Origin of the sequence: Pantoea sp. NGS-ED-1003 (assembly GCF_000738765.1) — a bacterium.
GTDB lineage: Bacteria > Pseudomonadota > Gammaproteobacteria > Enterobacterales > Enterobacteriaceae > Pantoea > Pantoea septica.
Genome location: NZ_JPQA01000001.1, coordinates 721,660 through 732,949, shown reverse-complemented (window position 1 = coordinate 732,949; position 11,290 = coordinate 721,660). Strand labels below are relative to the sequence as shown.

Below are 11,290 nucleotides of genomic sequence, written 5' to 3'. Positions count from 1 at the left end.
CACTGGAGCGGGCGGGGAACTGTTGGGGTGATGATTGCAAACAGTGACCTGGTTAACCCGATCCCTGATGTAGCAACCGTCGCATCAGTGCAGGCATACATTGAACCGCGAGCGCCGGTAGCGGGCGCTGATATTTACGTATTCGCTCCGACTCCTCGCATCGTTAATTTTCAGGTTCGTTTAAACCCTGATACTCAGGAAGTTCGCTACGCCGTAGAGGCGGAACTGAGGTCAATGATGCTTAGAGACGGTATCCCTGAAGGCGTCCTTAAGCCGTCTCGCATAAGCGAGGCAATCAGCATCGCGACGGGTGAATACAGCCATACGCTTGTCAGCCCGACATCCGATATTGCGATTGCCAGAGGTGAGATTGGCGTAGTGGGGACCATCTCATGGACTTAACCGCACAGTACCGCCAGATGCTAGGCGCACTGCTCCCGCGCGGTCCTGCGTGGGATGCTGATGATCCTCTTCTGACAGGCATGGCCCCCTCACTTTCAGCCTTGCATGAGCGCGGTGATGCGTTAATGAAGGAGATCGATCCTCGTTCAGTAACTGAGCTGATTGACCGCTACGAATCGATAAGCCGGCTTCCTGACAGCTGCGCCCCGGCTGGTGTGCAAACACTCCAGCAACGCCGTCAGCGGCTGGATGCAAAACTTAATCTCCCTGGCGGGATCAATGAAGCTTTTTATCTCGGGCAGCTTGAGGCGCTGGGGTATACGGGAGTCACGATCACCCGATACAACAAAAGCCAGTTCACCTGCCAGTCCAGTTGCACAGATTCACTCTACAGCGATGACTGGCGCTATTACTGGCAGGTAAACATGCCTGCCTCAACCCAGATAACATCGATGACCGCCATCAGTGACTGCACAGACAGTCTGCGTGCATGGGGTGACACCATCGCTGAGTGCGTTCTTGAAAAGCTGGCCCCATCGCACACTTACGTTATTTTCAGATATCCGGAGTAAACATGCATCGTATTGATACGCCCACTGCGCAGAAAGATAAATTCGGAGCAGGGAAAAATGGCTTTACCGGCGGCAACCCACAAACGGGTGAGCTTCCTACTGCTCTCGATGCTCCTTTTTTTGATTCCTTACAGGAAGAGCTCAGTGCTGTAATTGAATCAGCAGGCATTGCTTTAAAAAAAGACGATAATGCTCAGTTGTTGAAAGCAATTCAGGCAATGATAACAGGCCTGTCTCTTGGGACTGCATCAAAAAGAAATGTAGGTACAGCTGCTAACCAAATTCCGGATATGAGCGCCTTTATATTCAACCGCTCTGGTACTGGTATCGGCAACCGGAAAATGACACTCCAGATGCCGAATGGATTCATCCTGAAAGTCGTTAATGGCGCAGCCGACGCCAACGGATATTTTTACCAGGCATTTGATCAGCCATTCCCCAATGCGCTCCTTTTTGCATGGGCTACAGAGCGCGCACCAAATGGGAACCTGACTCAAACCTCCACTGTTAACGCCTCGATGGAGTATTCCAGCCTGTCTTACGGCTCTGCGCAAATGCGCGCCCTCACAAGCGGCGGTAATATCGCAGCGCTGGCTGGGGCAGTTTCTTTCTTTGCTATAGGTTATTAAAATGAGCAATTACATTTTTTCAGCATTAAACAAGAACTATGATCCGCCGGTTGCTAATTCTTTTTATATCGTCTCCACGAAGCAAGATTTCGTTAATGCCGGGACATGGCCTGATGATTACGTAGAAGTCAGCGATGAAGTTTATGCTGAATTCAACGAACAACCTCCTGAAGGGAAAATGGTTGGATCGGATAAAAAAGGATATCCAGCCTGGGTTGATACGCCTCCGCTTAGTCAGGAGCAGCTGGTAAGCAATGCTCAGGCAAAAAAGGACTACGAGATGAACGTAGCAGGGAACAAGATAGCTCCTCTGCAGGACGCTGTTGATCTCGAAATTGCCACCGATGATGAGAAAACTCAGTTAGCTCAGTGGAAGAAATACCGGGTGCTACTGAACAGGGTGGACACATCAACCGCACCAAATATCAGCTGGCCAGACAGTCCCTCAGCTTAAAAAAAGCCCCGGCGACGGGGCAGAGGTATACCGCGCCGATCTGACCGTCAGTAAAAAGCACATATAAAGGAGAAGGGTGTTGCGATGGGATTGCAGCACCTTGGAATATCGAGTTGCAATTAGACACAAACAGAAAAGCCTCTGGCGTTAACCAAAGGCTTTTTCTTTGCATCTGAGATGCGCGTGCATTTCACGTGCACTTTTTTGTACTGCTTTTGTAGTTCCGTTGTCTCTATGTAGTCTTTGGATTCAGTCTACACGCGGCTTTGTCCGCTCAACGTCCTACTAATTATGGCGGTGAGAGGGGGATTCGAACCCCCGATACGTTGCCGTATACACACTTTCCAGGCGTGCTCCTTCAGCCACTCGGACACCTCACCACATTTTTTCCGCTGACCTTGCTGGGTCAACGGGGCGCTACTATAGGGAGTCGGCCCAAAAGGGTCAAGCACTATTTTTCTCTTTTTTTCTATCCGCTTAAGCTCTGTTCGAATCGATTTATCCCTGCGCGTTCCGGCCAGATTGTCATCAAAAAGAAATCCCGCAGCCACAAAAATGTCACCAAAGCATCACAGACTTAACCCCTGAAACTTCTGGTAAATTTTTCTTATAAAGGAATACAGGATGAAACCGATGCGCCTCTTTACCTGTTCGCTGCTCGCCTCGCTGGTGAGTTTATCCGTACACGCTGAAACCGCCAGCACGCCCGCAGATACAGGCTACTCGCGTGCTGCCACCGGCGACATTACCCAGCATGGCGGAGCGCGTCGCCTGACTGGCGATCAGACCGAGGCGCTGAAAGCGTCGCTGCGCAACACCACGGCGAAAAACGTCATTCTGCTGATTGGCGACGGCATGGGCGACTCGGAGATCACCGCGGCGCGCAACCTGGCGGAGGGCGCAGGCGGCTTCTTTAAAGGCATTGATGCGCTGCCGCTTACCGGCCAGTACACCCATTACTCGCTGGACAAGAAAACCCATAAGCCGGATTACGTGACCGATTCCGCCGCATCCGCCACCGCGTGGGCCACCGGCACCAAAAGCTATAACGGCGCCATCGGCGTCGACGTCAACGGCAAGGATCAGCAAACCCTGCTGGAGATCGCCAAATCGGCAGGCAAAGCGACCGGCAACGTCTCCACCGCAGAGCTGCAGGACGCTACGCCCGCCGCGCTGATGGCGCACGTCACCAGCCGCAAATGCTACGGCCCGGAGAAAACCAGCGAGCTGTGCGCCAGCAACGCGTTGGAGCAGGGCGGCAAAGGCTCGATCAGCGAGCAGATACTGAAAACCCGCGCCGACGTGGTACTGGGCGGCGGCGCGAAATCCTTTAACGAGGTGGCGAAAGCGGGCGACTATCAGGGCAAAACCCTGCGCGAACAGGCGCAGGCGCTGGGATACCAGCTGGTGAGCGACTGGCAGGGACTCAACGCCGTTACCGCGGCCGACAAGGACAAACCGCTGCTCGGCCTGTTTGCCGACGGCAATATGCCGGTGCGCTGGAAAGGGCCGAAGGCGAGCCACTATGGCAACATCGAGCAGGCGGCAGTGACCTGCGAGGTGAATAAAGAGCGCCCGGTCGCGACTCCGACGCTGTCGCAGATGACCGCCAAAGCGATCGATCTGCTGAAAACCAATCCGAACGGCTTCTTCCTGCAGGTTGAAGGCGCGTCGATCGATAAAGAGGATCACGCGGCGAACCCGTGCGGCCAGATCGGCGAAACCGTGGATCTCGACGAAGCGGTGCAGCAGGCGCTCGCGTTTGCGCGCGAAGAGGGCAATACGCTGGTGGTGGTCACGGCGGATCATGCGCACAGCAGCCAGATTATCGCCAACGGGACGAAGGCGCCCGGCCTGACGCAGGCGCTAAACACCAAAGACGGCGCGGTAATGACCATCAGCTACGGCAACTCCGATACCGATTCGCAAGGCCACACCGGCACGCAGCTGCGCGTCGCAGCCTATGGTCCCTGGGCGGCTAACGTGGTGGGGCTGACCGATCAGACCGATCTCTTCTTTACGCTGCGCGATGCGATGGCGCTGAAGTAAGGGAAGTAACGTCTCCCGCTTGCGGGAGACGTTGTCGCATCGCTAAATGCGGTTTTCGCGCAGCTGCGCCATAAAGTTCTGCACCCACTCCATACGCAGCTTGCGCTCGGCCAGATCGCGCGTAAAGCGCAGTCGGGTCGGGCCATCGAGTTTCCACTGCTGCGGATCTTTCTGCAGCAGGCTAATCAGCCAGCCAGGGTCAACGCTGTTCTGCGGCGCAAAGTCGAAGAAGCCGCCTTTGTCGCTCACCTCGATCTTGCGAATGCCGAGACTGCGCGCCACCAGCCGCAGCGTGGCGATATCCAGCAGATTGCGCGCCGCGTCCGGCAGCACGCCGAAGCGGTCGATCATCTCCACTTTCAGCTCCTGCAGCTCCTCTTCGCTGTCGGCGCTGGCGATGCGCTTGTAGAGCGACAGGCGGGTATTGACGTCGGGAATAAACTCCTCTGGCAGCAGGGCAGGCATGCGCAGCTCGATTTCGGTCTGATTGCTGGTGAGATCCTCCAGCGACGGCTCGCGTCCCGCCTTCAGCGCATCTACCGCGTTCTCCAGCAGCTCCATATAGAGCGAGAAGCCCAGCGTCTCCATCTGGCCGCTCTGCTCCTCGCCGAGCAACTCGCCCGCGCCGCGGATCTCCAGGTCGTGCGTCGCCAGCGCAAAGCCCGCGCCCAGATCCTCCAGTGAGGCGATTGCCTCCAGGCGCTTCTGCGCGTCGCTGGTCATCGCTTTGGGGTGCGGCGTCAGCAGCCAGGCGTAAGCCTGATGGTGCGAACGCCCGACGCGGCCGCGTAGCTGATGCAGCTGCGCCAGGCCGAAGTGGTCGGCGCGCTCGATGATAATGGTGTTGGCGGTCGGGATATCGATGCCGGTCTCAATAATGGTGGTGCAGACCAGCACGTTGAAACGCTGGTGATGGAAGTCGTTCATCACCCGCTCAAGGTCGCGCTCGCGCATCTGGCCGTGGCCGATGGCGATACGCGCCTCTGGCACCAGCTCCGTCAGTCGCTGCGCCGCCTTTTCGATATTCTCGACGTCGTTGTAGAGGTAGTAAACCTGACCGCCACGCAGCACTTCGCGCAGGATCGCCTCGCGCACCACCAGCGCGTCGTACTCGCGCACGAACGTCTTCACCGCCAGGCGGCGCGCCGGCGGCGTGGCGATAATCGACAGGTCGCGCATGCCGCTCATCGCCATGTTCAGGGTGCGCGGGATCGGCGTCGCGGTGAGCGTCAGGATATCGACGTCGGCGCGCATCGCCTTGATACGCTCTTTGTGGCGCACGCCGAAGCGGTGCTCTTCATCGACAATCAGCAGCCCTAAGTCGTGCCATTTAAGATCGCTCATCAGCAGCTTGTGGGTGCCGATCAGGATATCGATCTTGCCCTCGCTCGCCGCCTGTAGCACCTGCGTCTGCTCTTTGGCGCTGCGGAAGCGCGACAGCATCTCGATGCGCACCGGCCAGTTGGCGAAGCGGTCGCGGAAGTTGTCGTAGTGCTGCTGCGCCAGCAGCGTGGTCGGCACCAGCACCGCCACCTGTTTATGGTTCTCTACCGCAAGAAAAGCGGCGCGCATCGCCACTTCAGTTTTGCCGAAGCCGACATCGCCGCACACCAGACGATCCATCGCCAGCGGCTGGCACATATCGCTCAGCACCGCGTTGATCGCCTGCGCCTGATCCGGCGTGGTTTCAAACGGGAAGCTTTCGCAGAAGAGCTGATACTGCTCGCGATCGTGCTTGAAGGCGTAGCCCGCTTTGGCCGCGCGCTGAGCGTAAATATCCAGCAGCTCGGCGGCGACGTCGCGCACTTTCTCCGCCGCTTTCTGCCGTGCGCGCGTCCAGGCGTCGCTGCCCAGCTTGTGCAGCGGCGCGTTTTCATCCGCGCCGCCGGCGTAGCGGCTGATGAGATGCAGCGAGGAGACCGGCACGTAGAGCTTGGCGTCGTTGGCGTAGGAGAGCATCAGATACTCCGCCATGATGCCGCCCGCTTCCAGCGTGGTCAGGCCGATATAGCGCCCGACGCCGTGCTCCAGATGCACCACCGGCTGACCGGGCGTCAGCTCGGCCAGGTTGCGGATCAGAATATCGGGGTTGATGGTGCGGCGCGTATCCTGGCGGCGTCGGCTAACGCGTTCGCCCAGCAGATCGCTTTCGCAGATCAGGGCGCGGTCGCGCTGCGTATCGACAAAGCCGCGCTCGCTGGCGCCGATCATCAGGGTATAGCGCTCGCTGTTCGCCTCATCGAAGCGCCGCACCGTCTGCGGACGCAGCTTGATGCGCGCCAGCAGCTCCTGCAGGCTTTCGCGGCGGCCTTCGCTCTCAACCGAGAAGGTAACCTGGCCGCTGAAGTCGTCGAGAAACTGGCGCAGCGGATCGAGCGGCGCTTTGGCCTGCGCCTGCACGGCGATATCGGGCAGCGGCTGGTAGCCGAGATTGGTGTTGCCCGCTTTCTCCGGCAGCGTCTCGTTGGTCATCTGCATGCGCGGCCAGCGGTTAAGCTCGCCCAGCAACTCATCCGGCCGCAGCCAGAGCGTGGTCGGCGTCAGCAGCGGGCGCATCGGGTCGACGCGGCGATTTTCATAGCGCGCCTCTACGTCCTGCCAGAAGCGCTCCGCGCTGCCGTTAAGATCGCCGCAGTTCACCACCAGCGTATTGTCGGGCAGATAGCTGAACAGCGTCGGCAGCGCCTGTTCGAAGAAGAGCGGCTGCCAGTATTCGATGCCAGCGGGCAGGGTGCCTTTGCTCACCTGCTGATAGATATGCTCCGGTTCGCGGCGCACGTCGAACAACTCGCGCCAGCGGGTGCGGAACAGCTCGATCGCCGCTTTGTCGGTAGGGAACTCATGGGCTGGCAGCAGATTAATCGCCGGTACCGCTTCCAGCGTACGCTGGCTGTCGACGTCAAACAGCCGCAGACTGTCGATCTCGTCGTCGAAAAAGTCGATGCGGTAGGGCTGATCGCTGCCCATTGGAAAGAGATCGAGCAGCGCGCCGCGCGTGGCGTATTCGCCATGCTCCATCACCTGGTCGACGTGACGATAGCCCGCCTGTTCCAGCTGATCGCGCAGGCGATCGCGCGACAGCTTCTGTCCCTGCTTCATCACCAGCGCGTGGCCGTGCAAAAAAGGATGCGGACAGACGCGCTGCATCAGGGTGTTCACCGGCATAATCAGCATGCCGCGCGTCATAGTCGGCAGCTGATACAGCGTCGACAGACGCGCCGAAATGATGTCCTGATGCGGCGAGAAGCTGTCGTAGGGCAGCGTTTCCCAGTCGGCGAGATGGCTGACGGGCAGATCGGTGAACTGGCGGATTTCATCCAGCAGGCGCAGCGCGGTTTGCATATCGGGGGTAATCATCAGCACCGGGCCGGCGTGGCGCTCGGTAATGCTGGCGCACTCCACCGCGTGCGCGGCGCCGATCAGCTGACCGAGCTGGCGACGATCGCCGGATTTTACGGGCAGGGCATAGCGGGTCTGTTCGGACATGGGATCTTGTGGTTCTCTCCATTTTTTCCAGGGCGTCATGATTCCACATTACGCCCTGGCGATCACCTGCTGCGACGGTTTTTCCTTTGCGCGGTGGCCGAGTTATTTAGCGGATGGTTGGGTGTAGTGCATGCGCGGACGATCGACGTTCGCCCAGCTCAACTCCATTTCCAGATGGTAGCTGTGGTTGCCGTCGTCCCACTTGACGTAGTAGCCGGTGGGCGCGTCTCCCTGTTCAAAAACGTTAACAATCTCGCCTTTTATCTCTCCCGATTTGTGTTTCACAATGCTGCCTTTGGGATATTTGAACATGGTGTTTCCTCCAGCGCCTCAGGAGCACGTTGCTGACTCCACCTTATAGTGTAGCCTACCCGGACGGCAGGCGATTAAACGTACAGACGGGAGCGCCGAGATTTCTTTTTGGCAAAAATCGGCCACACTTTGCCGCGTACTCAGAGGGTTAGAGGTTTCATAAACCGAACGCCTCCTTTATCATCACTGGTCTACTTTCAGGCAACTGCCAAGACGGAATACATGTATCAACCTGTCGCGCTATTTATCGGCCTGCGCTATATGCGCGGGCGAGCATCGGATCGCTTTGGTCGCTTCGTTTCCTGGCTCTCCACTATCGGCATCACGCTCGGCGTGCTGGCCCTGGTCACCGTGCTGTCGGTGATGAACGGCTTCGAACGCGAGCTAGAGGGCAATATTCTCGGCCTGATGCCGCAGGCGCTGGTCACCAGCGAGAAGGGCAGCATCAACCCGCAGCAGCAACCCGCGGCGAGCCTTAAGCTAGCGGGCGTCAGCCGCATGGCGCCGCTCACCACCGCCGACGTGGTATTGCAGAGCGCGCATAACGTGTCGGTCGGCGTGATGCTCGGCATTCAGCCCGACGAAAAAGATCCGCTCACGCCGTATCTGGTCAATACGCCGCAAAGCGTGCTGCAGTCGGGCCAGTACAACGTCATTCTCGGCGAACAGCTGGCGACGCAGCTCGGCGTCAAGCGTGGCGACGAGCTGCGCCTGATGGTGCCGTCGGTCAGCCAGTTTACCCCGATGGGCCGCGTGCCGAGCCAGCGCCTCTTCACCGTGGCGGGCACTTACGCCGCCAACAGCGAGGTGGACGGCTATCAGATTCTGGTCAACCAGCAGGACGCCTCGCGCCTGATGCGCTATCCGGCGGGCAACGTCACCGGCTGGCGTCTGTGGCTGGATAAACCGCTGGCAGTGGATGCGCTGAGCCAGCAGGCGCTGCCCGCTGGACTGGTGTGGAAAGACTGGCGCGAGCGCAAAGGCGACCTGTTCCAGGCGGTGCGCATGGAGAAAAACATGATGGGACTGCTGCTGAGCCTGATCGTCGCCGTCGCCGCCTTTAATATCATTACCTCGCTCGGCCTGCTGATCATGGAGAAGCAGGGCGAGGTGGCGATCCTGCAAACCCAGGGACTAACGCGCCGGCAGATTGTCGCGGTCTTTATGGTGCAGGGCGCCAGCGCCGGGATTATCGGCGCGCTGCTCGGCACGCTGCTGGGCGTACTGCTGGCCAGCCAGCTCAATAATCTGATGCCGGTTATCGGCCTGTTTTTAGATGGCGCGGCGCTGCCGGTCGACATCAATTTCTGGCAGGTGGTGACCATCGCCGTCACGGCGATGGCCGTCGCGCTGCTGTCGACGCTCTATCCCTCCTGGCGCGCCGCCGCCGTTCAACCCGCTGAGGCTTTACGTTATGAGTAACACCCCTTTGTTGCAGTGCCGCGAGCTGTGCAAACGCTATCAGGAAGGCAGCGTGCAGACTGACGTGCTGCGCAACGTCACCTTTAGCCTGCAGCCCGGCGAGCTGGTGGCGATTGTCGGCAGCTCCGGCTCCGGCAAAAGTACGCTGCTGCATCTGCTGGGCGGCCTGGACGCGCCGACCTCCGGCGACGTGGTGTTTGACGGCCAGTCGCTGAACGCCATGTCCTCTTCCGCCAAAGCGTCGCTGCGCAACCGCGAGCTGGGCTTTATCTACCAGTTCCATCATCTGCTGCCCGACTTCAACGCGCTGGAAAACGTGGCGATGCCGCTGCTGATCGGCAAAGTCGGCAAGGCGGAGGCGCAGCAGCGCGCCCGCGAAATGCTGGCGGCGGTGGGGCTGGAGAAGCGTGCGCATCATCGTCCGTCAGAGCTGTCGGGCGGCGAGCGCCAGCGCGTCTCTATCGCCCGCGCGCTGGTGAACCGCCCGCGCCTGGTGATGGCGGATGAGCCGACCGGCAACCTCGACGCGCGCAACGCCGACGCGATTTTTGAGCTGCTGGGCGAGTTGAATGTCCGTCAGGGCACCGCCTTTCTGGTGGTGACGCACGATCTGCATCTGGCGAAGCGCCTGTCGCGTCAGATGGAGATGCGCGACGGTCAGTTAAGCGAGCAGGTGACCTTAGCAGGAGCGCTCTGATGGGTTTGTCGTTATCCCTGTTGTTAGGGCTGCGCTTCAGCCGTGGCCGCCGCGGCGGCGGCATGGTGTCGCTGATTTCGATTATTTCCACCCTCGGCATCGCGCTGGGCGTGGCGGTGCTGATCATCGGCCTGAGCGCCATGAACGGCTTCGAGCGCGAGCTGAACAACCGTATTCTGGCGGTAGTGCCGCACGGCGAGATCGAAGCGGTGAATCAGCCGTTCCGCAACTGGCAGTCGTTGATTGCGCCGGTAGAGCAGGTGCCCGGCATCGCCGCCGCCGCGCCCTACGTGAACTTCACCGGGCTGATCGAGAGCGGCGCAAAGCTGCAGGCGCTGCAGGTGAAAGGGGTCGATCCGGCGCAGGAGCCGCGCCTTAGCGCGCTGCCGCAGTTTGTTGAAGGCGACGGCTGGAAAACCTTCGCCGCCGGCAAGCAGCAGATTATTTTAGGCGGCGGCATCGCCCGCACGCTGAACGTCAAGCAGGGCAGCTGGATTACGATCCTGATCCCCAACAATGACGGCGGCACGAAGCTGCTGCAGCCGAAACGCATTCGCCTGCAGGTGAGCGGCATTCTGCAGCTGAGCGGTATGCTGGACCACAGTCTGGCGCTGGTGCCGCTGGCGGACGCGCAAAACTACCTCGATATGGGTGACAGTGTCACGGGTATCGCCCTGAAGATGCAGGATCCCTTTCAGGCGGTGAAGCTGGTGCGCGACGCGGGCGAGGCGACCCACGGCTACGTCTATATTCGCAGCTGGATTGGCACCTTCGGCTATATGTACCGCGATATTCAGATGATCCGCGCCATTATGTATCTGGCGATGGTGCTGGTGATTGGCGTAGCCTGTTTTAATATCGTTTCGACGCTGGTGATGGCGGTGAAGGATAAGAGCAGCGACATTGCAGTGCTGCGCACGCTGGGCGCGAAAGATGGGCTGATCCGCGCCATCTTTATCTGGTACGGCCTGCTGGCCGGGCTGCTCGGCAGCGTCAGCGGCGTGATCATCGGCGTGCTGGTGGCGCTTAATCTCACCCCCCTGGTGCGCGGGCTGGAATCGCTGACCGGCCATCATTTGCTCGCGGGCGATATCTACTTTATCGATTTTCTGCCCTCGGAGCTGCACTGGCTTGACGTCGGCTCCGTGCTGCTGACGGCCATTGTGCTGAGTCTGCTGGCGAGCTGGTATCCGGCGCGGCGCGCCAGCCGCATCGATCCGGCGCGCGTGCTGAGCGGGCAGTAACCCGGCGAAAACGGCGGCATCGC

Annotated in this window: 10 protein-coding genes and 1 tRNA gene; 8 read left to right on the top strand and 3 right to left on the bottom strand. The window is 59.7% G+C overall.

The genetic code is table 11. The features are described from left to right. The 4 genes from JS46_RS03360 to JS46_RS03345 form a co-directional block, all read left to right on the top strand. On the top strand, positions 1-402 hold a 402-nt coding region (locus JS46_RS03360; protein ID WP_033746468.1), incomplete at its 5' end, for a baseplate J/gp47 family protein. Continuing rightward, positions 393-974, top strand: a complete 582-nt coding sequence (locus tag JS46_RS03355) for a YmfQ family protein (RefSeq protein WP_033747917.1) — start codon at positions 393-395, stop codon at positions 972-974. The genes JS46_RS03360 and JS46_RS03355, both read left to right, overlap by 10 nt. Positions 975-976: 2 nt before the next feature. Next, a complete protein-coding gene (locus tag JS46_RS23050; RefSeq protein WP_051905551.1) occupies positions 977-1,603 on the top strand; it encodes a hypothetical protein in 627 nt (208 codons plus the stop codon). A 1-nt stretch (position 1,604) separates the two neighbouring features. Then, a complete protein-coding gene (locus JS46_RS03345; RefSeq protein ID WP_033747915.1) occupies positions 1,605-2,057 on the top strand; it encodes a tail fiber assembly protein in 453 nt (150 codons plus the stop codon). A 292-nt stretch (positions 2,058-2,349) separates the two neighbouring features. Here JS46_RS03345 and JS46_RS03340 read toward each other — a convergent pair. Beyond that, positions 2,350-2,437: transfer RNA gene (locus JS46_RS03340), tRNA-Ser, on the bottom strand. 244 nt (positions 2,438-2,681) lie between these two features. Here JS46_RS03340 and phoA point away from each other — a divergent pair. Next, positions 2,682-4,106 carry an alkaline phosphatase gene (gene phoA, locus JS46_RS03335; RefSeq protein WP_033747913.1) on the top strand — a complete coding sequence of 475 codons (1,425 nt, stop codon included), beginning with the start codon at positions 2,682-2,684 and terminating at the stop codon, positions 4,104-4,106. 42 nt (positions 4,107-4,148) lie between these two features. On the opposite strand, the gene mfd is transcribed toward phoA, so the two are convergent. Then, entirely contained in the window at positions 4,149-7,592 is a 3,444-nt protein-coding gene (gene mfd, locus JS46_RS03330; protein ID WP_033747911.1) for a transcription-repair coupling factor, read from the bottom strand. A gap of 102 nt (positions 7,593-7,694) precedes the next feature. Next, positions 7,695-7,904 carry a hypothetical protein gene (locus JS46_RS03325; RefSeq protein WP_033747909.1) on the bottom strand — a complete coding sequence of 70 codons (210 nt, stop codon included), beginning with the start codon at positions 7,902-7,904 and terminating at the stop codon, positions 7,695-7,697. A 222-nt stretch (positions 7,905-8,126) separates the two neighbouring features. Between JS46_RS03325 and lolC the strand changes: the two genes are divergently transcribed. From lolC to lolE, 3 genes are read left to right on the top strand one after another with little or no spacing between them, the layout of a single operon-like run. Further along, positions 8,127-9,326 (top strand): lipoprotein-releasing ABC transporter permease subunit LolC, encoded by a 1,200-nt coding sequence (lolC, locus tag JS46_RS03320; protein ID WP_033747908.1) that lies wholly within the window; start codon positions 8,127-8,129, stop codon positions 9,324-9,326. Continuing rightward, positions 9,319-10,023, top strand: a complete 705-nt coding sequence (lolD, locus tag JS46_RS03315; protein ID WP_033747905.1) for a lipoprotein-releasing ABC transporter ATP-binding protein LolD — start codon at positions 9,319-9,321, stop codon at positions 10,021-10,023. Before lolC ends, lolD begins: the two co-directional genes overlap by 8 nt. After that, positions 10,023-11,267 (top strand): lipoprotein-releasing ABC transporter permease subunit LolE, encoded by a 1,245-nt coding sequence (gene lolE, locus JS46_RS03310; protein ID WP_033747904.1) that lies wholly within the window; start codon positions 10,023-10,025, stop codon positions 11,265-11,267. Before lolD ends, lolE begins: the two co-directional genes overlap by 1 nt. Positions 11,268-11,290 lie beyond the last annotated feature (23 nt).